At 73.4% G+C, this 26,997-nt stretch carries 18 protein-coding genes and 1 tRNA gene; 2 read left to right on the forward strand and 17 right to left on the reverse strand.

Annotated elements, in window-relative coordinates; all coding sequences use genetic code 11:
• Nucleotides 1–72: 72 nt before the first annotated feature.
• Together ACFWEE_RS16005 and ACFWEE_RS16010 are read right to left on the reverse strand one after the other, a co-directional pair.
• The gene (locus ACFWEE_RS16005) at nucleotides 73–1,854 is read right to left on the reverse strand and encodes a DEAD/DEAH box helicase (RefSeq protein WP_386889557.1); all 1,782 of its coding nucleotides are present in this window, start codon (nucleotides 1,852–1,854) and stop codon (nucleotides 73–75) included.
• A 252-nt stretch (nucleotides 1,855–2,106) separates the two neighbouring features.
• Nucleotides 2,107–3,639: an MFS transporter gene (locus tag ACFWEE_RS16010; RefSeq protein ID WP_386889559.1), complete on the reverse strand. Its 1,533-nt coding sequence runs from the start codon at nucleotides 3,637–3,639 to the stop codon at nucleotides 2,107–2,109.
• Nucleotides 3,640–3,907: 268 nt separating this feature from the next.
• Between ACFWEE_RS16010 and ACFWEE_RS16015 the strand changes: the two genes are divergently transcribed.
• Nucleotides 3,908–3,979, forward strand: a tRNA-Cys gene (locus tag ACFWEE_RS16015).
• 176 nt (nucleotides 3,980–4,155) lie between these two features.
• Here the strand turns inward: ACFWEE_RS16015 and ACFWEE_RS16020 are convergent.
• The 7 genes from ACFWEE_RS16020 to ACFWEE_RS16050 all read right to left on the reverse strand — a co-directional run bounded on the left by ACFWEE_RS16020 (nucleotide 4,156) and on the right by ACFWEE_RS16050 (nucleotide 12,717).
• Nucleotides 4,156–6,501 carry a xanthine dehydrogenase family protein molybdopterin-binding subunit gene (locus tag ACFWEE_RS16020; RefSeq protein WP_386889561.1) on the reverse strand — a complete coding sequence of 782 codons (2,346 nt, stop codon included), beginning with the start codon at nucleotides 6,499–6,501 and terminating at the stop codon, nucleotides 4,156–4,158.
• Nucleotides 6,498–6,641 carry a hypothetical protein gene (locus ACFWEE_RS16025; RefSeq protein WP_386889563.1) on the reverse strand — a complete coding sequence of 48 codons (144 nt, stop codon included), beginning with the start codon at nucleotides 6,639–6,641 and terminating at the stop codon, nucleotides 6,498–6,500. Before ACFWEE_RS16025 ends, ACFWEE_RS16020 begins: the two co-directional genes overlap by 4 nt.
• Nucleotides 6,638–8,632 (reverse strand): 2Fe-2S iron-sulfur cluster-binding protein, encoded by a 1,995-nt coding sequence (locus ACFWEE_RS16030; protein ID WP_386889565.1) that lies wholly within the window; start codon nucleotides 8,630–8,632, stop codon nucleotides 6,638–6,640. The genes ACFWEE_RS16025 and ACFWEE_RS16030 overlap by 4 nt, the downstream gene beginning before the upstream one ends.
• Nucleotides 8,629–9,525 carry an FAD binding domain-containing protein gene (locus ACFWEE_RS16035; RefSeq protein WP_386889566.1) on the reverse strand — a complete coding sequence of 299 codons (897 nt, stop codon included), beginning with the start codon at nucleotides 9,523–9,525 and terminating at the stop codon, nucleotides 8,629–8,631. Before ACFWEE_RS16035 ends, ACFWEE_RS16030 begins: the two co-directional genes overlap by 4 nt.
• Before the next feature lie 424 nt (nucleotides 9,526–9,949).
• Nucleotides 9,950–11,644 (reverse strand): beta-N-acetylhexosaminidase, encoded by a 1,695-nt coding sequence (locus ACFWEE_RS16040; protein WP_386889567.1) that lies wholly within the window; start codon nucleotides 11,642–11,644, stop codon nucleotides 9,950–9,952.
• A gap of 194 nt (nucleotides 11,645–11,838) precedes the next feature.
• Entirely contained in the window at nucleotides 11,839–12,126 is a 288-nt protein-coding gene (locus ACFWEE_RS16045; protein ID WP_026250415.1) for a DUF3039 domain-containing protein, read from the reverse strand.
• Nucleotides 12,127–12,156: 30 nt separating this feature from the next.
• Nucleotides 12,157–12,717, reverse strand: coding sequence for a YqgE/AlgH family protein (locus tag ACFWEE_RS16050; protein WP_386889569.1), 561 nt, complete (start codon nucleotides 12,715–12,717; stop codon nucleotides 12,157–12,159).
• 272 nt (nucleotides 12,718–12,989) lie between these two features.
• On the opposite strand from ACFWEE_RS16050, the gene murA reads away from it, so the two are divergent.
• Entirely contained in the window at nucleotides 12,990–14,330 is a 1,341-nt protein-coding gene (murA, locus tag ACFWEE_RS16055) for a UDP-N-acetylglucosamine 1-carboxyvinyltransferase (RefSeq protein WP_327176051.1), read from the forward strand.
• A 305-nt stretch (nucleotides 14,331–14,635) separates the two neighbouring features.
• Here the strand turns inward: murA and ACFWEE_RS16060 are convergent, their stop codons facing one another.
• The 8 genes from ACFWEE_RS16060 to ACFWEE_RS16095 form a co-directional block, all read right to left on the reverse strand.
• Nucleotides 14,636–14,917, reverse strand: coding sequence for an HU family DNA-binding protein (locus ACFWEE_RS16060; protein WP_003968811.1), 282 nt, complete (start codon nucleotides 14,915–14,917; stop codon nucleotides 14,636–14,638).
• Nucleotides 14,918–15,306: 389 nt separating this feature from the next.
• Nucleotides 15,307–16,743: an NAD-dependent malic enzyme gene (locus tag ACFWEE_RS16065; protein WP_386889571.1), complete on the reverse strand. Its 1,437-nt coding sequence runs from the start codon at nucleotides 16,741–16,743 to the stop codon at nucleotides 15,307–15,309.
• Between the two features lie 465 nt (nucleotides 16,744–17,208).
• Entirely contained in the window at nucleotides 17,209–19,620 is a 2,412-nt protein-coding gene (locus ACFWEE_RS16070) for a HelD family protein (RefSeq protein WP_386889573.1), read from the reverse strand.
• 211 nt (nucleotides 19,621–19,831) lie between these two features.
• Complete coding sequence (locus ACFWEE_RS16075) at nucleotides 19,832–20,383, reverse strand: GNAT family N-acetyltransferase (protein WP_386889575.1); 552 nt, start codon at nucleotides 20,381–20,383, stop codon at nucleotides 19,832–19,834.
• A 146-nt stretch (nucleotides 20,384–20,529) separates the two neighbouring features.
• On the reverse strand, nucleotides 20,530–21,672 hold the full coding sequence (locus ACFWEE_RS16080; RefSeq protein ID WP_386889577.1) for a uroporphyrinogen-III synthase: 1,143 nt from the start codon (nucleotides 21,670–21,672) through the stop codon (nucleotides 20,530–20,532).
• 156 nt (nucleotides 21,673–21,828) lie between these two features.
• Nucleotides 21,829–23,160: a nitrate/nitrite transporter gene (locus tag ACFWEE_RS16085; protein WP_386889579.1), complete on the reverse strand. Its 1,332-nt coding sequence runs from the start codon at nucleotides 23,158–23,160 to the stop codon at nucleotides 21,829–21,831.
• A 204-nt stretch (nucleotides 23,161–23,364) separates the two neighbouring features.
• Nucleotides 23,365–24,864, reverse strand: coding sequence for an acyltransferase (locus ACFWEE_RS16090; protein ID WP_386889581.1), 1,500 nt, complete (start codon nucleotides 24,862–24,864; stop codon nucleotides 23,365–23,367).
• Nucleotides 24,861–26,996, reverse strand: a complete 2,136-nt coding sequence (locus tag ACFWEE_RS16095; protein ID WP_386889749.1) for a glycosyltransferase — start codon at nucleotides 26,994–26,996, stop codon at nucleotides 24,861–24,863. The genes ACFWEE_RS16090 and ACFWEE_RS16095 overlap by 4 nt, the downstream gene beginning before the upstream one ends.
• Between the last annotated feature and the right edge of the window lies 1 nt (nucleotide 26,997).

Consider the following 26,997-nt stretch of genomic DNA (forward strand, 5'->3'; position numbering starts at 1 on the left):
CCCGGTGCCCGGCGGCATCCTCCGCCGGGCACCGGGCCGCACGCCTCCGTCACACGGGATGCTCCCGGACGGTCACGTCATCCGGGTCGCCCACTCCTGGACCTTCTTGATCCGGTCCTGGATCTGGCCCGCCGTCGCCTCCGCGCTCGGCGGCCCGCCGCAGACCCGGCGCAGCTCGGTGTGGATCACACCGTGCGGTTTGCCGCTCTGGTGGGTGTAGGCGGAGACCATCGTGTTGAGCTGCTTGCGCAGGGAGAGCAGCTGCTTGTGGGTGACGACCGGGCGGGCCTCGGCGGGCTTCTCCAGCAGGTCGGCCTCGGCGGCGGGCTTCGCCCGGCTGTGCGCGATCTGCCGGGTCTGCCGCCGCTGGAGCAGCAGCTGCACCTGGTCGGGTTCCAGGAGGCCGGGGATGCCGAGGTAGTCCTGCTCCTCCTCGCTGCCCGGGTGGGCCTGCATGCCGAACTCGGCACCGTCGTAGAGCACCCGGTCGAAGACGGCGTCGGACTCCAGCGCCTCGAAGGGCAGCTGCTCCTCGGTCTCCTCGTCCTCCAGCCGTTCGGCGTCGGCGAGGAGCTTGTCCTCCTCCGCGAAGGGGTTCTCCTCGTCGCCGCCCTTCTTCGGCTTGTCGAGGACGTGGTCGCGTTCGACCTCCATCTCGTTGGCGAAGTCGAGCAGCATCGGGATGGTGGGGACGAAGACGGAGGCGGTCTCCCCGCGCCTGCGGGACCGTACGAAACGGCCGACGGCCTGGGCGAAGAAGAGCGGGGTCGAGATCGTCGTCGCGTAGACGCCGACCGCCAGGCGGGGGACGTCGACGCCCTCGGACACCATGCGGACGGCGACCATCCAGCGCGAGTCGTCCGCGCTGAACTTGTCGATGTTCTTCGATGCGGCCTTCTCGTCGGAGAGGACCACGGTCGGCTTCTCGCCGGTGACGGACTTGAGGATCTTGGCGTAGGCGCGGGCCGACTCCTGGTCGGTGGCGATGACCAGGCCCCCGGCGTCCGGGATGCCCTTGCGGACCTCGGTGAGCCGCTTGTCGGCGGCGGTGAGCACGTTGGGGATCCAGTCGCCGGTGGGCGACAGGGCGGTGCGCCAGGCCTGCCCGATGGCGTCCTTGGTCATCGGCTCGCCGAGACGGGCGGCGATCTCGTCGCCGGCCTTGGTGCGCCAGCGCATGTTGCCGCTGTAGCTGAGGAAGATCACGGGCCGGACGACGCCGTCGGCGAGGGCGTTGCCGTAGCCGTAGGTGTAGTCGGCGGAGGAGCGCCGGATGCCGTCGTTGCCCTCTTCGTACGTCACGAAGGGGATCGGGTTGGTGTCGGAGCGGAACGGGGTGCCGGTGAGCGCGAGCCGCCGGGTGGCGGGGTCGAACGCCTCCTGGCAGGCCTCGCCCCAGGACTTCGAGTCACCGGCGTGGTGGATCTCGTCGAGGATGACGAGGGTCTTGCGCTGCTCGCACCGGTTGCGGTGCAGCATCGGGCGTACGCCGACACCGGCGTACGTCACGGCGACGCCGTCGTACTCGCGGCTCAGCGGCCCGGCGCTGTACTCCGGGTCGAGCTTGATCCCTATCCGTGCGGCGGCCTCCGCCCACTGCTTCTTGAGGTGCTCGGTCGGCGCGACGACGGTGACCTGCTGCACGACGTGGTGGTGGAGCAGCCACGAGGCGAGGGTCAGCGCGAAGGTGGTCTTTCCGGCGCCGGGGGTGGCGACCGCGAGGAAGTCGCGCGGCTGCTCCTGGACGTACCTCTCCATGGCGCCCTGCTGCCAGGCTCGCAGCTTGCCCGCGGTGCCCCAGGGGGCGCGGCCGGGAAAGGCGGGTGAGAGGTGGTGGGAGGCGGTAGTAGTCACGGTCTCCGGTTCGGGTCTCTCGGGTACGTGGGGCGCTGCCGGTACCGCCCGGGACACCCGGTACGCGATACGACAACCGGGCCACCTTACCGGGGGGCCGGGCGGAACCCCGTACGAACGAGGGGTGGTTCGGGCCGGTTGAGACTCTCTTCACAACCGGCCCGGCGGGTTCCTCCCGGACCTCGGACGGCGCGCGGAGGCATGCGCCCACAGGCCTCGGACGGCGGGGCGGAGGTGGGTTTCCCGCGGACCTCAGACGGCGCGCGGAGCCCGCACCCGGGTGGCCACCCAGGCGCCCACCAGGGCGACCGCCGCCATGGGCAGGAAGACCGCCGCGAACGCCCCCGGGTGGGCCGACGAGGCGCCCGCCTCCACGGTGTCGTGGACGGCGCCCACCGCGCCGCCGCCGAGCGCCGCGAAGGCCGCGCCGCCGATCGCGAGGAGCAGGACGTTGGAGAGGCCGTCGGAGATCTGGAGGGCGGCGGAGTTGGCGCCCGCCTCCTGCGGGGTGGAGAGCTTGAGCATCATCACGCTGGTCGAGGCGATCACCATGCCCATGCCGAAACAGCCGACCGCCCAGGCGACCGCCACGGTCCAGGCGGGCACGGAGTGGATCAGCACGGAGGGCGCGGCCAGGATCGCCACGGTCACCATGAGCATGCCGACGAACATCAGCCGCTCCCGGTGCGGCTCCAGCCGGGGCCGGGACTGGATGAACGAGCCGAGCGCCCAGGTGCCGCCGCCCGCCGCGAGCGACAGCCCGGCCATCGTCGGGCTCAGCCCGCGCTGGGTCACCAGCATCAGCGGGACGAAGGACTCGGCGGCGATGAACGACCCGGCCGAGACCCCGCGCAGCAGGACCACGGAGGGCAGCCCGCGTGCGGCGCGCGCGGTGCCGGTGGGCAGCAGCCCCCGGACGGCGGGGACCAGCAGCGCGACCCCGGCGACGGCGGGCAGAGCTGCGAACCAGTCCAGTTCCTGCCCGGCGTACTGGAGCAGCCCGGCGCCCACCGAGACGCCGAGGGCGAGCCGGATGCGCCGGCGGTCGAAGGGGCGCGCGCCCTCGGCCTCGTCCGCCGGTCCGGAGGCCCTGCGCCGGATCGCGGGCAGCGCGAGCGCCAGCGGGAAGACGATGAGGACCGGGATGCCGGTGAAGACCCAGCGCCAGCCGAGGTGCTCGGTGACGGTGCCGGAGGCGAGCGGCCCGACCACGGAGGGGATCACCCAGCTCGCGGCGAAGGCGGCCATGATCGCGGGGCGCAGGCGCTCCGGGTAGGCGCGGCCGACGACGACGTACAGGGCGACGATCACCAGTCCCCCGCCGAGCCCCTGGACGGCCCGCCCGGCGATGAACATCCACATCCCGGTCGCGCCGCCGGAGAGCAGCAGTCCGGCGGCGAAGGCGCTGATCCCGGCGGCGAGAGGGCCGAGCGGCCCGCTGCGGTCGGCCCACTGCCCGGAGAACACCATGGCGAAGAGGCTGGTGGTGAAGTACGCGGAGAAGGCGAACGCGTACAGCGGGACCCCGTGCAGCTCGCGCGCGGCCACCGGCATCGCGGTGCCCACGGCGGTCGCCTCGAAGGCGATCAGCAGCACGACGGAGACGATCCCGATGCTCAGGGCGCGGTAGGTCCGCCCGAGCACGCCCTCGGCACGGTCCCCGGCCGCTCCGGCGTCCCCGGCCCCCTTGGTCCGCGCGCCGGTGGCCAAGGCGTCGGCGGATATGTCGTCGGCGGGCGGGGCGGCGGGTGCGACATCGGCGTCGCGCGGGTCCAGGGCGGTCATCGCACCAGGGTAAGGGGCAAACGCTCGGTTGATCCCTGTCGCGGGGAGGGGGTGCGGTGGTCCGCTGGTCGTAGGACTCCCGCTTCCGCGCGCCCGCCGGAACGGTGGCGCGCCCCCTCGGGCGGGACCCCCGGCACGGAGAGGGCCCGATGGTGCCGGGTGGGCCACTGTGAACGGCGTATGGCAGTCGCGTTGCGGGCCCGTCGAACCCCTTGAGCCGAGCCGCCCCGGGCCCGTACGGTCATGACGACACCGAGGCACACACCTCGGCCGTGTGCCCGAGAGGTTGAGGGGCTCGACTGCAACTCGAGTTACACCGGTTCGAATCCGGTCACGGCCTCAAGAAGAACGCGGGGCTCGCGTCGTAGGAACGAACGGCGGCGGCCGTCCCCATGGTGCGGGGACGGCCGCTTCCGCGTGTTCGGGGGGGGGCGCCGGTGCCGGGTCCGGGCGCGACCGCGGCGGTCGAGGAGGACCGGTCCCGGACCGGAGCGCGGGACCGGCCCGGCCCGGGGCTCAGCCCTTCGGCGCCGCCGCCACCGCTGCCTGCGGCCGGACCGGGAGCCGGTTGATCGGGCGGCCGGTCGCGGCGCGTACTGCGGCGGCCACCGCCGCCGGGGAGGTGACCACCGGCACCGCCGAGACGGGCTTGGCGCCGAAGGGGGCGACCACGTCGCGTTCCTCGACCAGCTTCACGATCCGGATGTCCGGGGCGTCCAGGGCCGTCGGCAGCGCGTAGCCGGTGAGGTCGGGGTGGCGGACCAGGCCCTTGGCGGTACGGAGGTTCTCGGTGAGCGCGGCGCCGATGCCCTGGGTGACGCCCGCCTCGATGCGCGCGGCGAGCTGGGCCGGGTTGAGGACCCGGCCGACGTCCTGGGCGACGGCCATCTCGACCACCCGGACCGCGCCGAGCTCGATGTCGACGTCGACGACCGCGCGGACCGCGCAGAACGCGAGCCCGACGAAGGCGTCGCCCTGGCCGGATTCGTCCAGCGGCTCGGTGGGGTGCGGGCGGCACTGGGCGGTCGCCCAGAGCTCCTTGCCGTCCATCGCCTCGGTGACCGTGGTGGAGAGCACCCCGTCGTACGAGGTGATCTTGCCGTCGGCGATCTGGAGGAGCTCCACGGACATGCCGAACTTGTGGGCCAGCGGCTGGAGCAGCTGGGTGCGGACCATCTTCGCGGCACGCTCCACGGCCCCGCCGGAGACCCAGGTGTGGCGGCCGTGGGTGGCCGGTCCGGCCGGGGGCTGGTCGGTGTCGACGGAGGCGACGTGGACCTCTTCGACGCCGAGGGTCTCCTGCACGATCTGGCGGGCGAGGGTGGTGAACCCCTGGCCGGTCTCGACCGCCGCGCAGAGCACGGTGGCGACGCCGTCGTGGACGCGGACGGTGGCGGTCGAGACCTCGTCGGTGCCCTCCGCCCCCAGCATGTGGACCATGCCCAGCGCGTATCCGACGCCCCGGCGTACGGCTCCGGGCTCGCCGGCGCCCTCCGGGCCGCCGGGCAGCAGCCACTCCTCCTCGGGCGTGTCCTTGGGCAGCGCGGGCAGCGGGAAGTTCCGTACGGCTTCGAGGAGTTCGGCCACCGGGGCCGGGCAGGTGACGGTCTGGCCGGTCGGCAGGATGTCGCCGGTGGACAGGGCGTTGCGGGCCCGGATCTCGGCGGGTTCGATGCCCAGCTTGGCGGCCAGCTTGTCCATCTGGCCCTCGTAGGCGGCGCACACCTGCATCGCGCCCTCGCCCCGGACGTGTCCGGAGGGCGGGTTGTTGGTGCGGACGGCCCAGCCCTCGATGAAGGCGTGCGGGACGACGTACGGTCCGCAGGCGAACGCGACGGCCGCCGCGAGGGATTCGGAGGACGCGTCGGCGTACGCCCCCGCGTCCAGCAGGATCTGGGCCTCCACCTTCACCAGCCGGCCTTCGGCGTCCGCGTGGTGGCGGTAGCGCAGCAGGGTCGGGTGGCGGTGGGGGTGGCCGAGGAAGGACTCCTCGCGGGTGGCGGCGAGCTTCACCGGGCAGCCGGTGCGCAGGGCGAGCAGGCCGAGCGGGATCTGGAAGCCGGGGTCCTCGCGGTCGCCGGTCGCCCCGGGGACGCCGGTCACCACGACCCGTACCCGGTCCGGTTCCAGGCCGAAGCAGGCGGCGGCGAGGTCGCGGTCGGTGTGCGGGTCGGTGGAAGCGGTGTACAGCTCGACGCCGCCGTCCGGCCGGGGCACGGCGAGCCCGGCCTCGGCGCCGACGGGCGCCGGGTCCTGGCGACCGATGCGGTAGAGGCCGTCCACGACGACCTCGCCGGTGGCCTCCGGGTCTCCGTAGCGGAGCGGGATGTGGCGGACGAGGTTGCCGTCGGGGTGGAGCGGTTCGGCCTCGAACGCCTTCTCCGGGTCGGTGACCGGCTCCAGGACCTCGTACTCGACGGCGATGGCGGCGGCGGCCAGCCGCGCGGTGTCCGGGTGGTCGGCGGCGACGGCGGCGATCGCCTCGCCGTGGTGGCGCACCAGGTCGGAGGCGAAGACCGGGCGGTCCACGACACGACGGCCGTAAAGGGCCTCGCCGGGGATGTCCTGGTGGGTGACGACCGCGCGTACGCCGGGCATCTCGGCGGCGGCCGTGGTGTCCACGGACACGATCCGCGCGTGCGGGTGCGGCGATCTGAGCACGGCCGCCCAGAGCAGGCCCTCCGCCCAGAGGTCGGCGGCGTACGGGAAGGTGCCCTCGGTCTTCGCCCGGACGTCGGCGTGCGGCAGCGAGGCGCCGATGCCGTGCGCGGGTGCCTCGGGGCCGGGGGCGCCGGACGCGCCGTCGGTCCGGGGCAGGGTGGTGCTGGTCGCGTGGGCCGCGGTGGCCGCGTCGCTGGTCACGCCGCCTCCTTGTCGTTCGCTCCGCCGCGGCGGCGGCTGGGGGTGCCGGTGACGGTGACCTGAGGGCCGGCGTCGCGGTGACGCCGGTGCGCCGCGCGGAGGCCGGTACGGAAGGACGGGGCGGGGGCGGCGGGGCTCACCGCGCGTCTCCCTGGTGCGGCGGGGCCTGGACGCCGCCGGCGCCGGGTGCCGCCTGGTGCGGGATGCGCGCCTCGGCGGTTTCCGGGGCACCGGTGGCCGCCTCGGCGCTCGCGGCGCGGGACGCCACGACCTCGCGTACGGCGTCGAGCACGCCCCGGTAGCCGGAACAGCGGCAGAGGTTGCCGCAGAGCGCCTGGCGCGTCTGGAGCTCGCTGGGGGCGTGGTTGCCCTCCAGCAGATCGTGGACGGTCATGGCCATGCCGGGGATGCAGAAACCGCACTGGACGGCTCCGCACCGCGCGAGCGCGCGCTGCACGTCGGAGGGTTCCCCGTCGACGGCGAGCCCTTCGACCGTCCGGACCTCGCTGCCGGCGGTGGTGGCAGCCGGGACGAGGCAGGAGGCGACGAGACGGCCGTCGACCTGGACGTTGCAGGCACCGCACTCGCCCTGCGAGCAGCCGTCCTTGGCGCCGGCCAGGCCGAGCCGCTCGCGGAGCACGTAGAGCAGCGACTCGCCGATCCAGGCATCGGCGACCGGGCGGTCGACGCCGTTGACGTGCAGGACGTACGAGGTGCTCGGGTGCTCGCTGGCCTGCGGTGCGGCCTCCGGCGCGGGCAGGGCACCCTCGGCGGCGAACTCGTCGGGCGCGAACCCCTCGGGTGCGAACTCCGCTGCCGGGGACAGGACTTCACCATCGGCCGGGGCCGGGAGCGGGTCGGCCTCCGGCTCGTCCGGGACCTCCGGTGCGTCCTGGGTTCCCGGCGCGTCCAGGGCCTCCGGCGCCTCGGGCTCTCCGGCTGCGGCTGCCGCCTCCGGCGCGGGGGCGGACACGTCCCCGGCCGTCGTCGCGGGCGCCTCGGCGGCGTCCGGTACGGGGTCCTCGACGGCGTCCGGTACGGAGTCCTCCGCCGCGTCCACCGGCTGCGCGTCGGGCAGTTCGGCGACGGGGCCGGGCTCCGTGCCGACGGCCGGTTCCGCGTCCGCGTCCGCCTGGACGGGTTCCGGCTCGAACTCCGGCTCGAACTCCGGCTTCGGCTGCGGCTCCTGACGCCGCTCCGGCACCGGTTCCGGTGCGGGCTCCGGCTCCTGTCCGGGTACGGCGAACTCCTGGGTCGCCCAGGGCGCGGGCGCACCGCCCGGGAGCGTGGCGGGCGGGGTGGCACCGGTGTACCACTGCGTCAGCGCCGGGGAGGCGGCGAACTCCCCCGACTCGTCGGGTAGTTCGCCGTCCGCGACCGGGATCGTCCACTGCCCGGTGTGCCCGACGGGGTCGCCGTGCCCGGAGAGATCCGTGTGCCCGGTGTGGTCCGCGTGGCCGGAGAGATCCGTGTGCCCGGTGTGGTCCGTGTGCCCGGTGTGGTCTGCGTGGCCGGTGTGGCCGGCGGTGCCGTACGGGTCCTGGCCGCCGTGCTCGCCCTCGTAGGACTGCTCGTAGCCCCCGGGCGCGGTGTACGGCGGGTACCCCTCGTGGACCGGGGCCGTGTCGTACCCGGAGGACACCGCGCCGGAGGACGCGCCGCCGTAGGGCACCCCGTAGGCCGAGGCGCCGGTCCCGTCCGTGCCGTCCGCGCCGTCGGTGAAGTTCCACTGCGCGGTGTGGTGCCCGGTGGCGTGCGTCTGCTCGTACGGGGCGTACGGGCTCTGCTGGTTCGGGTCCGGCCAGTGCACCGCGCCGGGCGTGCCCGAGCCGTCCTCCTGCGGGTGCTGCCCGTCCGGGTGGGCCGGCTGCGGCCGTGCGTTCCAGCCGCCCCCGGCGGCCGGGTCGTGTCCGGCGGCGGGCGTCAGCGGCAGGATCATCGGCGGTACGTAACCGTGGCCGGGGGCGGCCAGCGGGGCGTCGGCCAGGTCCTCCGGCGGCAGGTGGACGAAGGCCGTCGCGTCGGCGTCGTACTCGCCGCTCTGACGCGTCGGCTGCCAGGACCCGTAGCGCGGCTCGGGGTCGCACTCCCCCTGCTGTCCGTGCTGTTGGGGGTTTTCCTCGTTGCTCACGACAGTGCCCTCCCCAGCGCGCGTCGGGCCAGCGCGGCGACGGTGCGCCGCAGGTGCAGAACGGCGGGTGGCAGCGGTGGTGGCGCCTCCCCTTCGGCCGACGGTACCTGGTCCGGGATGCAGGCCGCGGCGACGTACTCGCCGAAGGCGGCGAGGGCGTCGGGGGCCAGGCCGCGCGCCCCGTCCCAGTCGATCAGCGAGGCGATCCACTGCTCGGCCTCCAGCGGGCGCAGCGGCATCGGCGCGATGGCGCCGACCGCGCACCGCACCCCGCGGCGGGCCGGGTCGAGCACGATCGCGACGGACGCCATGGCGCGGCCGGGTCCGGTGCGGCCGGTGGCCTTGAGGAACACCTGCGGGGCGTGCAGCAGCGGCACCCGGACGAAGGCGATCAGTTCGGCGGGTTCGAGCAGTTCGCGCCCGGCGAGCAGATAGGAGACCGGCATCTCGCGGCGGCGTCCGCCGGGGCCCGCGATGACCAGCTCGGCCTCCAGCGCGGCCAGCACGGGCAGGGTGTCGCCGCTCGGCGCGGCGCTCGCGATGTTGCCGCCGAGGGTTCCGGCGTTGCGGATCTGGGGCGGGCCCGCGGCGCGCGCGGAGGCGGCGAGGGCGGGGATCAGCGCGGCGAAGTCGGGACGGCCCATGCGGGCGTGGGTGAGGCCGGCGCCGAGCAGGGCGTGGCCGTCCTGGTAGTTCCAGCCACGCAGCTCGCTGATCCGGCCGAGTCCGACGAGTCCGGAGGGGCGCAGCAGCCCCTGGTTGACGGCCGCCATGAGGTCCGTGCCGCCGGCCACCGGAACCGCGGCGGGCATGGCGCCGAGAGCCGCCACAGCCTCGTCGATCGATGCAGGCATTGTCACCGACTGCGTCGCCTGCGGTGCGTGCGTGGTCAACCCAGCTGCCCCTTCCCGGTGTCCAGGCCCTCCGGCCCGTTCCGCCGTACGGTACGTGCTCACAGCCCGGACGTGGCAACTCTGGCACATCTTCCGGCAGGTCCGGCGCGAGGGTCCACGAAGGTTGTATCCGTCACCGAACGGACCGAAAATCCTGGTTCGTACTACTTCGGTACGGGGTGTGAATGGCCACTCCTCGGCGCGTCGCGGACGGCCGGGCCGGGGGCCGCGGAGAGCGGTTCGTCCCTGACGGCACGCGGTGCGGGGCGGTCGGGGCCGGTCCGCCGGCTCCGGGCCGAACGCAAAGTTTCGGCCAACTCGCGCCCGGCCCGCACCGGCCCGGAATCGGCCCCCGGGCGCTCCCGGGCGGCCGGCCCGCCCCCGGATTCCGCCGGACCGGGGGCGGAATCGGGGGCGGGCGGAATCACACGACCGGGGGTGCGCCTTCGAGCGGGTGGCCGCCGATTCCGGGGCGGCGCTGCCACGGCAGTGGGCCGCCCGGCGGGCGGTAGCCGACGCCCAGGGCGTCCAGACGGGCGTAGTGCGTGTCCATACGGGCGGTGAATCCGGCGAAGTCGCGGGCGGCGGGGGCGGGCAGCTCGGCCCAGGCGACCTCGGCGAGGGCGGCGAGGCGCGGGTAGACCTGGTAGTCGACGCGGGCACGGTTGTGCATGACCTCGGTCCAGGCGTTGCCCTGGGTGCCGAGGACGTGCCGGGCGGCCTCCTCGGAGAGGCCCGGCGGCACCGGCTCGAAGCGGTAGACGTCTTCCAGGCTGCGGACCCAGCCGATGGGGATCGGTTCGTCGGGGCCGCCGTCCTGGCGGTAGTCGAGGTAGACCTGCTGCACCGGGCACATCACCACGTCGTGCCCGGCCTCGGCGGCGGCGACGCCGCCCGCGTACCCGCGCCAGGAGGAGACGGCCGCGCCCTCGGCGAGGCCGCCCTCCAGGATCTCGTCCCATCCGATGAGCCGGCGGCCCCGGGCGGTGAGCCAGCGGTCGAAGTGGCGGATGAACCAGGACTGGAGGCCGTCCTCGTCGCCGACGCCGAGCTCCGCGATCCGGGCCTGCGCGGCGGGGGACGCCTTCCACTCGTCCTTGGGGCACTCGTCGCCGCCGACGTGCACGAAGGGCGAGACCTCGGCGGGGAAGAGCTCCAGGATCTCCTCGAACACGCCCTCGTAGAACCGCAGGACGGCCTCGGTGGGGGCCAGCACGTGGGTGCTGACGCCCCAGCGGTCCCAGGGCGTGAGGGCGGCGGTGTCGGTGACGTCGGTGTTGCCGAGCTCCGGGTAGGCGGCGATGGCGGCCTGCGAGTGGCCGGGCATCTCGATCTCGGGGACGACCCGGATGTGCCGCTCGGCGGCGTAGGCGACGATCTCGCGGATGTCGTCCTGGGTGTAGAAGCCGCCGTGCGGGGTCTCGTCCCAGAGCTCGGAGGAGCGGTGGCCGTACTTCGTACGGGAGCGCCAGGCGCCGCGCTCGGTGAGACGCGGGTAGCGCTTGATCTCGACGCGCCAGCCCTGGTCGTCGGTGAGGTGGAAGTGGAAGACGTTGAGCTTGTGCGCGGCCAGCAGGTCGAGGTGGCGCAGCACGTCGTCCTTGGGCGTGAAGTGGCGGGCCACGTCGAGCATGAAGCCGCGCCAGGCGAAGCGCGGGGCGTCCTCGATCTCGACGGCCGGGACGGCGGGCCGCGCGCCGGGGGCGACGGGGGCGCGGCGGAACGCCCCGGGTCCGAGGAGCTGGCGGAGCGTCTGGGCGCCGTGGAGGAGCCCGGCGGGGCTGCCGCCCGTGATCGTCACGCCGGTCGCCGCCCCGGCGGTCAGCCGGTACGCCTCGGGCTCCAGCGCCGGGTCGGTGACCAGCCCTATCGTGCCGGGGCCGCCGCCCGTGCCAGGGGCGAGCGGGACGCCGAAGGCCGCGCCGAGGGTGGACCGCAGCCAGCGTCCGGCCGACCCGGTGCCGGGCCCGGCGGTGAGGGTGGTGGCCGCGTCCAGGACGAAGGGGGCGTCACCGGTTGTCCGGGCGCGGCGGGGCGCCGGTACGAGGCCGAGGGCCGTGACCGTGTCGGCGGGCGCGTCCGCGCCCGCCGGGGAGAACGTGTCCGTGTCCGTGTGCATGGGGCGCATCCTCCAGCACACCGGCCGGAAACGGAACCATTGGTCCGGACCAGGAGAGAGGGGCCCGAAGGGTGCGGCACGGGCGCGGAGACGGCCGCCGGGCACAGCGGATCCCCGTGGTGCGCGCCGCGCGCACCACGGGGATCCGGTGGCGTACGGAGCCTCCGGCGCAACAGGCTCCGGAGGCCGCCGGACTACTTCTTGTCCTTGCCGCCCTTGTCCTTGTCGCCGCCTGCGCCCATGGACTCGTAGATCTCCTTGCACATCGGGCAGACCGGGTACTTCTTGGGGTCGCGCCCCGGCACCCAGACCTTCCCGCACAGCGCGACCACGGGCGTGCCCTCCAGGGCGCTCGCCATGATCTTATCCTTCTGGACGTAATGGGCGTAGCGCTCGTGGTCGCCGTCGCCGTTCGACACCTGCGGTGTCGGCTCTACGAGGGTCCCCGTACCTGCCCCGCGCTCGGGCTCAAGAGTGCTCATGAGCGCCAAGGGTACTGAAGAGCGCGGCCGTCAGTTCAGCGAAGGGTCGTCGGGATAGGTGGCGATCATGGCGAGTTCGCTGCGCTGGCGCCGCAGGACGGCGCGCCAGAGCTTCTCCGGCTGCGGGGAGGCCACGTCGCCGGGCTCCGAATCGACCACGTACCAGGCACCGTCATCGAGCTCGGCCTCCAGCTGGCCCGGACCCCAGCCCGCGTATCCGGCGAAGATCCGCAGCGAGCCGAGGGCCGCCGCGAGGAGTTGCGGCGGGGTTTCCAGGTCGACCAGGCCGATCGCGCCGTGCACCCGGCGCCAGCCGAGCGGGCCCTCGTCGCCGGGGATCACGGCCACCCCGAGCGCGGAGTCCAGCGAGACCGGTCCGCCCTGGAAGACGACGTCGGGCGCGCCCGAGAGTCCGGCCCAGGGTTCGAGGATGTCGCCGACCTCCACGGGGGTGGGGCGGTTGAGGATCACGCCGAGCGAGCCCTCCTCGTCGTGGTCGAGGAGGAGCACCACCGCACGGTCGAAGTTCGGGTCCGTGAGGGCGGGCGTGGCCACCAGCAGCCGGCCTGTGAGGGAGGACACCTCGGTCATGGGGAGATGATCCCGCATCCCGGGCCCGCGCGGGGGCCAAGTGGCCGGGGCCGCGCCAGGGCCGGGCGGCACGGCCGGGCGCGCGGAGGCACGGGGGAGCGCGCACGTCCGGAAGGCTCCGGAGCGGTGACGCTGCGCGAGGTCCGGCCTGCGGAGCGTGGCACGACGAATTCCTTGCGCCCGTACACGCCGCATCGCCTGCCGGGCGGGGGGTAGGAGGCCATTACCCTTTTCTTCGGCCCCCTGCCCGACCACTCCGGAACGCGAGATTCATGACCGGCACAGACGATGTCCTGCTTGTCCACGGCGGCACCCCGCTGGAGGGCGAGATCCGCGTCCGAGGCGCCAAGAACCTGGTGCCCAAGGCAATGGTCGCCGCTCTGCTCGGCAGCGGTCCCAGCAGGCTGCGCAACGTCCCCGACATCCGTGACGTGCGGGTCGTCCGGGGTCTGCTGCAGCTGCACGGCGTGACGGTGCGCCCGGGTGACGAACCGGGCGAGCTGGTCCTGGACCCGACGCACGTCGAGAGCGCCAACGTCGCCGACATCGACGCCCACGCGGGTTCGTCCCGCATCCCGATCCTCTTCTGCGGTCCGCTGCTCCACCGCCTCGGCCACGCCTTCATCCCCGGGCTCGGCGGCTGCGACATCGGCGGCCGGCCCATCGACTTCCACTTCGACGTGCTGCGCCGCTTCGGCGCGACGATCGAGAAGCGGGCGGACGGGCAGTACCTGGAGGCCCCGCAGCGGCTGCGCGGTACGAAGATCCGGCTGCCGTACCCGTCGGTGGGCTCCACCGAGCAGGTGCTGCTGACGGCGGTGCTCGCCGAGGGCGTCACCGAGCTGTCCAACGCGGCCGTGGAACCGGAGATCGAGGACCTCATCTGCGTGCTGCAGAAGATGGGCGCGATCATCTCCATGGACACCGACCGGACCATCCGGATCACCGGTGTCGACAAGCTCGACGGGTACACGCACCGGGCGATCCCGGACCGTCTGGAGGCGGCTTCCTGGGCGTCGGCGGCGCTCGCGACCGGGGGCAACATCTACGTGCGCGGCGCCCAGCAGCGTTCGATGATGACCTTCCTCAACACCTTCCGCCGGGTCGGCGGGGCCTTCGAGATCGACGACGAGGGCATCCGCTTCTGGCACCCGGGCGGCCCGCTGAAGGCCATCGCGCTGGAGACGGACGTCCACCCGGGCTTCCAGACCGACTGGCAGCAGCCGCTGGTGGTGGCGCTGACGCAGGCGACCGGCCTCTCCATCGTCCACGAGACGGTGTACGAGTCCCGGCTCGGCTTCACCTCGGCGCTCAACCAGATGGGTGCGCACATCCAGCTCTACCGCGAGTGCCTGGGCGGTTCCGACTGCCGCTTCGGCCAGCGCAACTTCCTGCACTCCGCCGTCGTCTCCGGCCCGACGAAGCTCCAGGGCGCGGATCTGGTCATCCCCGACCTGCGCGGCGGCTTCTCGTACCTGATCGCGGCACTGGCGGCCGAGGGCACCTCGCGGGTCCACGGCATCGACCTGATCAACCGGGGTTACGAGAACTTCATGGAGAAGCTCGAAAAGCTCGGCGCCAAGGTCGAACTGCCCGGCGGTTCGCTGGTCTGACCCGCCGTACGTCCGTCGTACACGCACGAGCCCGCCGCCCCGGCCCCCGTTCCGACGGGACCGGGGCGGCGGGCTTTCCCGCATACGTGGCTCATACACACGCACGGGCCGCCAGGAACGCCCCAGGCAGCCGCTGTGGCGCCGCGGGAGCCCTTGACTGCCTTCCGGGTCCCGGAAAGGGCCCGCAGGCCCGTACGGGCGGGCGTGGGCGGCTGCTCCGGCCTGCTCACGTGAGCAGGCTGGGGGCATATGCCGAAGGGCGGCCACCCTGGTCCGGGTGACCGCCCTCCGACGCGCCTGGGGACTTACTTGCCCTTGGCGGCTTCCTTGAGCTTGGAGCCCGCGGAGACCTTCACGCTGTAGCCGGCCGGGATGTTGATCGGGTCGCCGGTCTGCGGGTTACGAGCGGTGCGAGCGGCACGGTGGGTGCGCTCGAAGGTCAGGAAGCCGGGGATGGTGACCTTCTCGTCGCCCTTGGCGACGATCTCACCGACGGTCTCGGCGAGCGCGGCCAGCACGGCGTCGGCGTCCTTGCGGGTCACCTCGGCACGGTCGGCCAGGGCGGCCACCAGCTCACTGCGGTTCATGTTGTTACTCCCGTGTTCTTCTTGCCTGTGAGGCGTGAGATCGAAGCCGATGCTGCCAGGGCCCTCTGACAGTCCCCGGACCCGGGTCTGATGTCAGACCCTCGCGCCCGATTACGCATCCTGCCCCCACCTGCGGCGGGAAAGCCAATCCGGAACCCTCCGGTGTCACACGGAAAGCGTCACGGTCCGTCGATGGTCACGTTCCGTCGACTTCCTGGAGCGGTGCGCAGCGGATGCCGGGCCCGGGCGATGATCGACCGTGTACCCGCTGCCCGCAACCCTAAAGGCGCGTTTGGGGCACCGCGACCCGCGACGCGCCGTACGGCGCGTACCGGGAGAAGCCCGGCACCGCGCGCGGAGCCCGGGCCGGGGCGCCGCGCGCGGGAAGCTCAGAGCTGCGCGGCGGGGGCGGCCTCGGCGGCTCCGGCGGCCTTGGCGGCGGCGCGCACGGCTCCGGCGACGGCCCCGGCGACCTTGTCGTTGAAGACGGACGGGATGATGTAGTTCGCGTTCAGCTCGTCCTCGGCGACGACGTCGGCGAGGGCCCCGGCGGCGGCGAGCATCATCTCGGTGTTGACGGTGCGCGACTGGGCGTCGAGCAGGCCGCGGAAGACGCCCGGGAAGACCAGCACGTTGTTGATCTGGTTCGGGAAGTCGGAGCGGCCGGTGGCCACGACCGCCGCGGTCTCGCGGGCGACCGTCGGGTCCACCTCGGGGTCCGGGTTGGCGAGCGCGAAGACGATCGCGCCGTCCGCCATGGCGGCCACGTCGTCGCCGTCGAGGACGTTGGGGGCCGAGACGCCGATGAAGACGTCCGCGCCGACGACGGCCTCCTTGAGGGTGCCGGTGACGCCCTCCGGGTTGGTGTTGTCGGCGATCCAGCGCAGCGGCGAGTCGGGCTGCGCGGCGACCAGGTCCTCGCGGCCCGCGTGCACCACGCCGTGGATGTCGGCGACGACCGCGTGCTTGACGCCCGCGGCGATCAGGAGCTTCAGGATGGCCGTACCGGCCGCTCCGGCGCCGGACATGACGACCCGTACGTCACCGATCCCCTTGCCGACCACGCGGAGCGCGTTGGTGAGGGAGGCGAGCACGACGATGGCGGTGCCGTGCTGGTCGTCGTGGAAGACGGGGATGTCGAGTGCCTCGCGCAGCCGGGCCTCGATCTCGAAGCAGCGCGGCGCGGAGATGTCCTCCAGGTTGATGCCCGCGAAGCCGGGGGCGATGGCCTTGACGATCTCGACGATGGCGTCGGAGTCCTGGGTGTCCAGGCAGATCGGCCAGGCGTCGATGCCGGCGAAGCGCTTGAAGAGGGCGGCCTTGCCCTCCATGACCGGGAGCGCGGCCTTCGGGCCGATGTTGCCGAGGCCGAGGACGGCGGAACCGTCGGTGACGACGGCGACGGAGTTGCGCTTGATGGTCAGGCGGCGGGCGTCCTCGGGGTTCTCGGCGATCGCCATGCAGACGCGGGCCACGCCCGGGGTGTAGATCATCGAGAGGTCGTCGCGGTTGCGGATGGGGTGCTTGGACGCCATCTCGATCTTGCCGCCGAGGTGCATCAGGAACGTACGGTCGGAGACCTTGCCGAGCAGGACGCCGTCGATGGCGCGCAGGCCCTCCACGATCTCCTCGGCGTGCGCGGTGGAGGAGGCCGCGATCGTGACGTCGATCCGCAGCTTCTCGTGGCCGGACGCGGTCACGTCGAGGCCGGTCACCGAGCCGCCGGAGGACTCCACGGCCGTGGTGAGCTGAGAGACCGCGGTGCCGCTCGCGGGCACCTCCAGCCGGACCGTCATCGAGTACGAGACGCTGGGCGCCGTTGCCATGGCCGTGTCCTTCGCTTTCCTGAGCTTCATTGCTTCCGCGGCGGGGACGAGCCCCGCACGCGCCCACGATCGTCGCACCTACTGGCGGGTAGCCGGTAACCACTGCCGCAGTACGAAAGATCACTTCCGAGATGCGAGAGGCGACGGGCCCGAAGGCGCGGAGCGGGCCCCACAAGCAGAACAGGCCCGCGCCACCGTGAGGTGACGCGGACCTGTCTTCTGCGTGAGCGGCACCGACCCGCCATGCTCGCCTCGCGGCAAGAGGTCGCTCGTAGCGACGAAGGTTGGGCCCGGGGGCTTGGATCGAGCCGGTGCCGACACCAGGCTAACAAACACCCGTGAGAAGTGATTCCCCCGCAGCGGGTTGACTCTCGCGGTTCGTCCTGCCAGGGGTGTCCGGAGCGCCGCACGAGGGCCGCCGGGGCTCCCCGCGAAAGCCCCGGAACCCCTGCGGCGCCCGGCCCGTCAGTCCCGCAGCAGGTCCGGCACCCCGTCCTCGTCGGGCAGGTCCGCGGCGGCCGAGATCACCGTCAACTGCTGCGTCGCCCGGGTGAGGGCCACGTACAGCACGCGCAGTCCGGCGGGGGACTCGTCGGCGATCTCCGCCGGGGAGACCACCACCGTGGCGTCGTACTCCAGGCCCTTGGCCTCCAGGCTGCCGAGCGCCACCACGCGCTCCCCCAGCTCGGCCAGCCACGCGCGGGCCTCGACGCGGCGGTTCATCGCCACGACCACACCGACGGTCCCGTCGACCTGGTCCAGCAGACGGCGCGCCTCCTCGCGGACGCGGTCGGCGAGCTCCTGGTCGCCCACGGTCGCGAAGCGCGGCTCGATCCCCGTGGAACGGACGGCGGACGGCGACTCCATGCCCGGCATGGCGAGGGCCAGCACCTTCGACGCCAGCTCGGCGATCTCCGCCGGGTTGCGGTAGTTCACCGTGAGCGTGAAGCGGCGGCGGGGGCGGTTGCCGAGCGCCTCGTCCCGCGCGGCGGCGGCCTCGTCCGGGTCGGACCAGGAGGACTGCGCCGGGTCCCCGACGATGGTCCACGTGGCGTGCCGGCCCCGGCGCCCGACCATCCGCCACTGCATGGGCGTCAGGTCCTGCGCCTCGTCGACGATGACGTGCGCGTACTCGGTGCGCTCCTCCGCCAGGCGTTCGGCCCGCTCGCGGCGGGTCTCCTCGCGCTGCGGCATCAGCTCCTCCAGGCCGGAGAGCTGGTCGAGCGGGTCCAGGTCGCGCTTCTTGCGGGGCCGGGCCGGGGCGCCGAGCAGGGCCTGGAGCTCGTCCAGGAGCGCCACGTCGTGCACGGAGAGGGGGCCCTGGCCGTCGGCGCCCAGGCGCTTGAGGGAGCGCGAGAGGCGGCGCACCTCGCCCTGGTTGAGGACGCGGCGCGACCAGCGGGCGAGCCGCTTCTCGTCGGCCATCGCGGCGAGCACCCCGCGCGGGGTGAGCTCGGGCCACCAGGCGTCCAGGAATTCGAGGAACGGCGTCTCGGTGGAGACGTCGTCGTCGAAGGAGGAGCGGAGCTCGGCGGCGAGTTCGGGGTCGGTGTAGCGGCCCCGGCCGGAGGACTTGTTCCAGAGCGCGTCGAGCAGCAGCTTGCGGGCGCGCGGGCGCAGCAGGTTGACGGGGGCGGAGCCGCCCAGCGCGTTGTGGCGGATGCGCTGGAGTTCGTCGGCCTCCAGCTCGACGCGGGCGCCGAAGGCGACGACCCGCAGTCGGGTGGGGGTCGCGGCCCGCGCGCCGGCCGGCGCGGCGGGCGCGGCCTCGCCCGCGCCGCCGTCGCCGTCGCCGAAGGAGAGCTGGCCGTCCTCGCGGGGCGCGGTGCGGGGCGCGGGCTGGTCGAGGGCGCCGCGCGAGGCCTTGCGGAGCACCTGGAGCATCCGGGAGGAGCCCTTGATGCGGGCCACCGCGGGCTCGTCGTAGGTGGTGGCGCCCGCGACGCCGGCCGCCTCGTCGGAGAGGGAGCCGACCGCGCGGATGGCGACCTGCCCCTCCTCGCCGAGGGAGGGCAGCACGCCCTCGGTGTAGGCGACGAGCAGCGGGGTCGGCGAGACGATCAGGATGCCGCCCGCGTACCGCCGCCGGTCCTGGTAGAGGAGGTACGCGGCGCGGTGCAGGGCCACGGCGGTCTTGCCGGTGCCGGGGCCGCCGGTGACCTCGGTGACGGAGGCGGCGGGGGCGCGGATGACGAGGTCCTGCTCGGCCTGGATGGACGAGACGATGTCCCGCATGGTGTGGCTGCGTGCCTGGCCCAGCGCGGCCATCAGGGCGCCGTCGCCGATGACGGGCAGCTTCTCGCCGTCCAGGTACGCCGTCAGCTCGGGGCGCATCAGGTCGTCCTCGACGCCGAGGACCCGGCGGCCCCGGGAGCGGATGACGCGGCGGCGCACGACGCGCCCGGGATCCTTGGGCGTGGAGCGGTAGAACGGCGCGGCGGCCGGGGCCCGCCAGTCGATCACCAGCGGCGCGTAGTCGGCGGCGAGCACCCCGATCCGCCCGATGTGCAGCGTCTCGGCGATGTCCGCCGTGTCGTCCGGGCGTACGGCCTCGTCGGCGGGCTCGACCGAGGTGAAGGCGCCGTCCGGTCCGCGCTCGCCGTCCTTGCCGAGGAGCAGGTCGACGCGGCCGAAGAGGAAGTCCTCGAACTCGCTGTGCAGCCGGTTGAGGTGAATGCCCGCCCGGAAGACCTGGGCGTCCCGTTCGGCGAGGGCGCCGGGGGTACCGACCTGGCCTCGCTTGACGGCGTCGTGCATGAGGAATTGAGCCTCGTCGATCTTCTCTTCGAGGCGGTCGTAGACCCGGTCCAGATGATCCTGTTCGACACCGATTTCCCGGTCCCGCAGAGAATCGACAGCGGCATCCTGCGCGGCCACCGAGGCCCCTTTCTGACGTGCGTTGGGCAGCCGTCAACCGTACGCGACGGGGGGCCGGTGCGCATCAGGCGGGGCGCCCCGATCGCGTACCGGGACCCGGTCGGACGAGGTCGGCGCCCGGGAACGTACCGCCGCCGGGGCTCCGGGCGTCCGGCGGCGGCGCGGACCGGCCTCGGGCCGGAGCGTCGGTGGATCGCGGACCGGCCTCGGGTCAGAGTGTCGGCGGGTCGTCGTGCAGGAGGCGCTGGAAGAGCCGGTGGTCGCGCCATTCCCCGTCGATGTGGAGGAACTTGGGGGCCACGCCGAACTCCTCGAAGCCGTTCTTGGTGAGCACCCGCTGGGAGGCGTGGTTGTACAGCAGGGTCCCGGCCTCGACCCGGTGCAGCCCGAGGTCGTCCCGGGCGATCTCGCAGATCCGGCCGACCGCGGCGGTCGCGATGCCCTTGCCGGTCTGCTCCACGTCGACCCAGTAGCCGAAGACCGCGCTGCAGAAGGCGCCGTGCACGATCCCGGAGAGGGTGAAGGAGCCGACCGCGCGGTCCGCCCCGTCGACGGCGACCCAGGCGCGGCCCCCGGCGGCGAGGTGGCCGGCGAGGCGCTGGGCCTGGCCCTCGGCGGTGTAGAAGGCCTCGGGGCGCACGGGTTCGAAGGGGGCCATGGTCGTACGGCTGCGCAGCAGCGCTCCGGCGAGCGCGGGGGCGTCGGAGGCGACGGCCGGGCGCAGGAACCGGTCGGCGGTGAGCGGATACGGTGCGTCGGTCATCCGGGCACGCTACCTCCCGCCGCCGTACGGGCCGCGGGCGGCGGGTCCTTCCGTACGGGGCGGGGCGGCCCGGGGCCCGGGGGCGGCCCGGGGTTCGGCCGGCCCGGGGCCCGGGGGGCGGCCCGGGGTTCAGTCGGCCCCGGGGCTCAGTCGCCGTACTTGCTGTCGGCCACCGGGTCCAGGGCCAGACGGTAGCCGCGCTTGACGACCGTCTGGATCAGGCGGGGCGAACCGAGGGCCGAGCGCAGCCGGGCCATCGCGGTCTCCACCGCGTGCTCGTCGGTGCCGCTGCCGGGCAGCGCCCGCAGCAGGTCGGCGCGGGAGACCACCCAGCCGGGGCGCCGGGTCAGGGCGTGCAGGAGGGCCATTCCGGCGGGCGGTACGGGGCGCAGCGATCCGTCGACGAGGGCGGCGTGGCCGCGGACGGTGACCTGGTGACCGGCGATCGGCAGGGTGCGGGAGCGGGCGGGGAGCTGGGCGCAGAGGAGCTGGACGAGCGGGCCGAGCCGGAAGCGTTCGGGCTGGACGGTCTCGATGCCGCGTGCCTGGAGCGGCAGCGCGGTGACGGGGCCGACGCAGGCGACCAGCAGGTCGTCGTGGAGGGCGCCGAGCACTTCGGGGGCCATGCCCCGGGTCTGGGCGCGGTCGAGGAAGGAGGCGGCGGCGGGGGCGCTGGTGAAGGTGATCGCGTCGAGGCCGCGGGCGGCGGTGAGGTCGAGCATCCGGTCGAGCGGGGCGATGTCCTGCGGCGGCATCCAGCGGTAGACGGGGACGTCGACGACCTCGGCGCCCGCGGCCCGGAGGGTGTCGGCGAAGCCGGGGAGCGGTTCGCCGTGCAGCTGGAGGGCGACGCGGCGCCCGTCGACGCCCTCGCCGAGGAGGCGTTCGAGCACCTCGGCCATGGACTCGGAGGCGGGTGACCAGGCTTCGGTGAGTCCGGCCGCCCGGATGGCGCCCTTCACCTTGGGTCCGCGCGCGAGGAGTTCGACGCCGCGCAGCCGGTCCAGCAGCCGGTCGCCGATGCCCCAGCCGTCCGCCGCCTCCACCCAGCCGCGGAAGCCGATGGCGGTGGTGGCGACCACGACGTCGGGGGCATGGTCGATGAGGGCCTCGGTGGCGGTGAGCAGTTCGCTGTCGTCGGCGAGCGGCACGATCCGCAGGGCGGGGGCGTGCACGACCTGGGCGCCCCGGCGCTGGAGGAGCGTACCGAGCTCCTCGGCGCGGCGGGCGGCGGTCACTCCGACCGTGAAGCCCGCGAGGGGCCCGTGCGTCGCTTCGTCTTCCTGCATGGCGTGATCTACCCGGCTCTCGTTCCCGCGGTCGCTGCCGCTGTGCGGTGGACCGAGCCTGCCAACCCCGCGTGACAGGCTCGGTTCCCCCGTATTTCCCGCCCGTTACGTCGTACGACTCCTGTCAGTCGTCCTCGGAGGACGACTGACAGGTTCTCAGACCTCCGCCAGGCCGAGCTGGGCCTGGGCGGGGGCGGTCACCGGGCGGCGAAGGTATACCGCCCAGGTGAGGACGGAGCAGACCGCGTAGAAGGCGAGGAAGGACCAGAAGGCGGCCGTACCGGCGCCGGAGGTCTGGAAGGACTGACGGAACGCCAGGTTGATGGCGAGGCCGCCGACGGCGCCCACGGCGCCGATGAGGCCCATGGCCGCCCCCGAGAGCCGCCGTCCCTCGGCCGCCGCCGCCTCGCCGCGCAGGCCCCGGGCGACCGCCTTGGCGTGGAAGATGCCCGGGATCATCTTGAACGTCGAGCCGTTGCCGAGTCCGGAGAGGACGAACAGGGCGATGAATCCGACGAGGAAGAGCGGCAGCGACTCGGTGTCGGAGGCGTACACGACGACCCCGGTGGCCGCCGCCATGGCCGCGAAGTTCCCCAGGGTGATGCGGGCGCCGCCGTGCCGGTCGGCGAGCCGGCCGCCGAGGGGGCGGATCAGCGAGCCGAGCAGCGGGCCGATGAAGGTGAGCGAGGCGGCCTGGAGCGGGGTGCGGCCGAACTGGGTCTGGAGGACCAGGCCGAAGGCGAAGCTGAAGCCGATGAAGGAGCCGAAGGTGCCGATGTAGAGGACGGCCATGATCCAGGTGTGCGCCTCGCGGACCGCCTGCTTCGCGGCCCCGGTGTCGTTCCGCACGGGCGTGAGGTTGTCCATGTACCGGGCGGCGCAGAGCGCGGCGAGGACGATGAGCGGGACGTACACACCGAGGACGATCCGGGGGTGGGTGGCTCCGGCGGTGCCGATGACCAGCAGGCCGATGAGCTGCACGACGGGGACGCCGATGTTGCCGCCGCCCGCGTTGAGGCCGAGCGCCCAGCCCTTCTCGCGCAGCGGGAAGAAGGCGTTGATGTTGGTCATCGAGGAGGCGAAGTTGCCGCCGCCGATCCCGGCGAGCGCGGCGACGGCCACGAAGGTGGTGTACGAGGTGCCGGGCTCCATCACCACGAAGGCGACGGCGGTCGGCACCAGCAGCGAAAGGGCGCTGAACACCGTCCAGTTGCGTCCGCCGAACTTGGCGACGGCGAAGGTGTACGGGACCCGGACGATCGCCCCGACCAGGGTGGCGGTGGAGATCAGGAAGAACTTGCCCGCGGGGTCGATGCCGTACTCCGGTCCCATGAAGAGGACCATCACCGACCACAGCGACCAGACGGAGAAGCCGATGTGCTCGGAGAGGACGGAGAACCAGAGGTTCCGGCGGGCGACCCGGCGGCCCGTCTCCCGCCAGAAGGTCTCGTCCTCCGGGTCCCATTGCTCGATCCAACGGCCAGCCATCACGCGCCTCCACAAGGGGTCGGGGTGTTGCTTCCGAGGCTAGGGGAGTGCGCGTTTCCGCGCGGTGCCGTGAGGTGACCGGTGCGCAACCTTGCTCTCACCGGGCCGCGCGGGGCCCGGTGAGAACGTGGTGCCGTGCGCGGGGCCCGGTGAGAACGTGGTGCCGTGCGCGGGGCCCGGTGGGAGCGAGTGTTGTGCGCGTGGTCAGTGCCGGTGGCCGCCCGCGCCGCCGGCCGCGGCCGGTACGGGCGTGGGCCTGGCGGGCTTGCCGGAGGGCCAGAGCCGCGGCCTGCGCTTCGCCGCGACGTCCTCGATCCAGCCGAAGGCCAGGATCGCGAGCCCTATCAGCGGCCATATCAGGATCAGGCTCAGCCCGGTGTAGAGGCCGTCCGCGTACGGGCCGAGGTGCTCGTCGACCCAGCCGATCCTCCACATCTGGTCTATCAGCGGCACGGTCGCCATGAGCAGCAGGTTGTGCCAAATGTAGATCGTCACGGCCCGGTTGTTGGCGAGCGTGACGAGACCGTCGTACGGGGCGAGGCGGCCGGGCAGCTTCTCCCAGGACGGGGCGTACTGGAGCAGGATCAGGCAGAACCCGAAGGACCAGGTGGCCTGGGCGAGCGGGATCTCGTCGAGGTTCCAGCCCTCGTCGGTGAGGTGCCCGGAGGCCCACCAGAGGCCGAAGCCCATGACGATCGCGGCCGAGGAGACGGCGAGGTAGCGCGGGACCTGCTTGAGCAAGCCGTCGTGGTGCGCGAAGCCGAGGATCCAGCAGGACGCGAACACCGTGAAGTCCACGACGCCTTCGCCGGTGGCGCCCGGGATGGTGACCAGTCCGGTGCCGAAGACCGCGGTGAGGCCGATCGGCGCGAGCATCGTCACCCAGGGCAGCTTGCGGAACGCCTTGAGCAGCAGCGGGGACGCGATCACGAACCACAGGTAGGCGCGGATGTACCAGAGCGGTCCGGCCGCCTGGTCCGCCCAGCTGGTCTCGAACCAGCCGCCCTCGGAGCCGCTCACCTCGGGGTACGGCGGGGCGCCCACCGGCAGGAGGTAGCTGCCCAGGCGGATGAACCACCAGAGCCCCTCCTCCTTCACGGGCTTCCAGCCGAGCCAGAGCATCGCGGGCAGGGCGAAGGCGGAGAACAGCCACATGGGGGGCAGCAGGCGCCGCACCCGGCTGCGGATGACGCTCCAGGCGGGGCGCGCCAGCGAACGGGCCATCAGCGACCCGGCCAGGGTGAACATCACGCCCATGGACGGGAAGAGGACGGTCAGCCAGGCCCAGCCGAAGAGGTGGTACACCACCACGCGGACCAGGGCGACGGAGCGCAGCACGTCCAGGTAGCGGTCGCGTGCGGGCCGCTTCGGGGCGGCCGGCGCGGCGTCGGCTCCGAGGGGTGCCTCCGGCACGGCCGGGGCCCCGGCGTGCCGCCCGTGGTGCGGGGCGGGGTACCCGGCGCCGTTCCCGCCGGACGGGTACGCGGCGCCGTTCCCGCCGGACGGGTACGCGTTGCCGGGGTACGCGGCGCCGGAGCCGTCGCCGAGGTAGCTGCCGGGGCCGGTGGCGTACGGCAGTGACGGCGCGGGCGCTCCGGGCGCCCGGTGGGCCTGCGGGGCGCGACGGTGCGCCGCGGGGGCGGGGGCGGGGACGCGCAGCGGCGCGGTGTCCTCGCCGCTCGGGGTGGGTTCGTTCCAGCTCATCCGACGGGCCTCCGGTGGTCGGCACCGACGGCGGCACGCGCTCCCGGCGCCGCGCCGGGGGCGTCCAGGACGCCGGTGCGGCGCAGTTTCTGCCAGCGCAGCCGGCCGCCGGTGAGGGCGGTGATCCAGGACTGGAGCAGCACGACGTACATGAGCTGCCGGTAGAGGATCTGCTGGAGCGGCAGGGAGATCAGGTGGGTCATGCGTTCCTTGTCGAGCCGGAACGCGTAGGCGGCGCAGATGAGCTGGACCAGCAGCACGCCGAACCACGCGGCGACGGTCTTGCCGGTGGGGCCGAAGATCAGCCCGTACACCAGGAAGACGTCGATGAGCGGGGCGAGCAGCGGGGCGACCACCATGAAGAGGGAGACGAACGGCAGGCCGACGCGGCCGAAGCGACCGGAGTGGCCCCGGTCGAAGACGGCGCCCCGGTGCTTCCAGATGGCCTGCATGGTGCCGTAGGACCAGCGGTAGCGCTGGGACCACAGCTGCTGCACGGACTCGGGTGCCTCGGTCCAGGCGCGGGCGTTCTCCGAGTAGACGACGTCCCAGCCGTCGCGGTGGAGGGCCATCGTGATGTCGGTGTCCTCGGCGAGGGTGTCCTCGCTCATGCCGCCGACCCGGTCCAGCGCGTCGCGGCGGAAGGCTCCGACCGCGCCGGGGATGGTGGGCATGCAGCGCAGGACGTCGTACATCCGGCGGTCCAGGTTGAAGCCCATCACGTACTCGATGTGCTGCCAGGCACCGATCAGCGAGTCGCGGTTGCCGACCTTGGCGTTGCCCGCCACCGCGCCGACCTTGGGGTCGGCGAAGGGCTGCACGAGCTCGCGGACGGTGGACGGCTCGAAGACGGTGTCGCCGTCCATCATCACGACGATGCCGTAACGGGCGTGCGCGATGCCGTTGTTGAGCGCGGCGGGCTTGCCCGCGTTCTGCTGGCGCACCACGCGGACGTTCGGCAGCCGCATGTCCTCGACGATGTCGGCGGTGCCGTCGGTCGAGCCGTCGTCGATGACGATGACCTCGATCGGGTGGTCGCTGGCCATCAGGGAGCGGACGGTCGCCTCGATGCACTTGCGCTCGTTGTACGCGGGCACCAGCACCGACACGGGCTGGGTGACGGGCTGGTCGCCCCAGCGGAAGTTCCGGCGGCGGACCCGGCGGGCGTGCACGAAGGAGAGCAGCAGCATCAGGCCGAAGCGGCCGATGACGAGGACACCGACCACCGAGAGGCCGGCCACCAGGACGCCGGTGACGTCCTCGGAGAAGCCCACGGCGGTGACGAAGGTCTTGCCCTTCCAGAGCGCGGGGCCGCTGACCGGGGTGAGCGCGCTGGGGGCGCCGAGGGCGGTGGTCAGGTTGGTGAACTCGTACCCCTTCTCCTGCATGGAGGGGAGGAAGCGGTCGAGCGCCGCGAGCGTCTGGGAGCGGTTGCCGCCGGAGTCGTGCATCAGGACGATGGCGCCCTTGCCGTGCTTGGGCGTGGCGTTCTTGATGATCGTCCGGACGCCGGGGCGCTTCCAGTCCTCGCTGTCGGTGTCGTTGACGACGGTGAGGTAGCCGCGGCTGCCGATGTACTCGGCGACGGGCCAGGACTTGTCGTCCATCGCGTCGGCGAACGAGGAGTACGGCGGCCGGAACAGGGAACTGTGCACACCGGCGGCGCCCGCGAGGGCGAGCTGGTTCTCGGAGAGCTCCCAGTCGATCCGACTGGTGGTCTGGTAGGAGAGGTCGGGGTGGTTGAAGGTGTGCAGTCCGACCTCGTGGCCCTCGTCGACCATCCGCTTGACGAGCTCCGGATAGCGGGAGGCCATGGTGCCCGTGACGAAGAACACGCCGTGGGCGTGGTACTCCTTCAGCTTGTCCAGGACCCGGGGCGTCCACTCGGGGTCCGGGCCGTCGTCGAAGGTCAGCACGATGTGGTGGTCGGGGATACGGACCGAGGTGGCGGGCTCGGTCTTCGACCGGGCGTCGATGACAGGGCCGCCGTCGAGGATGTGCTCGGGGACCTGGTCGGTGCCGACGGGGTTGCGGACGCGGTGGTCGGCGGCGATCTCGCTGTTCACGTAACCGCGCAGCACGAGCATCGCGAGCAGAGCCACCAGCAGCAGGAACGGCAGGAGATAGCGCAGC

Origin of the sequence: Streptomyces sp. NPDC060184 (assembly GCF_042728795.1) — a bacterium.
Taxonomy (GTDB): Bacteria; Actinomycetota; Actinomycetes; order Streptomycetales; family Streptomycetaceae; genus Streptomyces.